This is a genomic window from Acinetobacter sp. ESBL14 (assembly GCF_036668815.1).
GTDB classification, from domain to species: domain Bacteria; phylum Pseudomonadota; class Gammaproteobacteria; order Pseudomonadales; family Moraxellaceae; genus Acinetobacter; species Acinetobacter gyllenbergii.
Genome location: NZ_JAZEVS010000027.1, coordinates 1 through 757, shown reverse-complemented (window position 1 = coordinate 757; position 757 = coordinate 1). Strand labels below are relative to the sequence as shown.

Genomic DNA, 757 nt, shown 5'->3' with positions numbered 1-757 from the left:
TTACTTCAAAAACAATGGGTATACAAAACTTGAAAGTAAGTGTGGAAGTAACTGTTTTGATGGTGTTTACACAAAGAATGGAGAAATTTATATAGTAGAGGTGAAGCCGTTGAAAGAAAGAGGTTCAATTAAATTAAACTCAGGCAATCAATCAACTGGACTTGATGTGCAGATGACTGATGAATGGATTATTAGCAGGACTGGAGAGCTAAGAACATCTGGTAATACTAATGCAATTAAGACATCTACATTAATTGACCAAGCGATACAAAAAGGAAAGCCAATCAATAAAATTGTAGTTGGAGTAAATGAAGGGCGTGCAGTTACCTTAAATCTTGGTAATAAGGTTATAGTAAAATGAAAAAAGTGGAATTGCTACGACGTTTAGAAATGGCAATATCATCTTATGATGATAGTGAATCTGAAAATATTAACTTTATTGAACAAGGATTAAAAAAAGGGGGCGGTAATGGATATACGTATCGCTTGTTAGCTATCAATTGTGGTTATAAAGGTTTAAGTACTTTAGTTACTATAAAGAAGATTGATGAATTAAAACAATGGTTCTATGTGTCTAGCTTACTGCGAGCAGAAAGTTGTAAATGTGCTGGTGGTTGGAATATGTGGACACCACATGCTTTTATATTTCCATTATTAACTGATAATGTAGATTTAATAAAAATCTATAGCACATTGACAACAGTAAATGATAATGACCATCATAAATCATTGTTAGAAGCAATTAATTATCCAAAGG

General features: G+C 32.2%; 2 pseudogenes. Both read left to right on the top strand.

From position 1 onward, the window contains the following. Window positions 1-361, top strand: a pseudogene (locus V6E90_RS21450) (VENN motif pre-toxin domain-containing protein); the annotation flags it as partial. Next, window positions 358-757 (top strand): annotated as a pseudogene (locus V6E90_RS21445) (hypothetical protein); the annotation flags it as partial. The pseudogenes V6E90_RS21450 and V6E90_RS21445, both read left to right, overlap by 4 nt.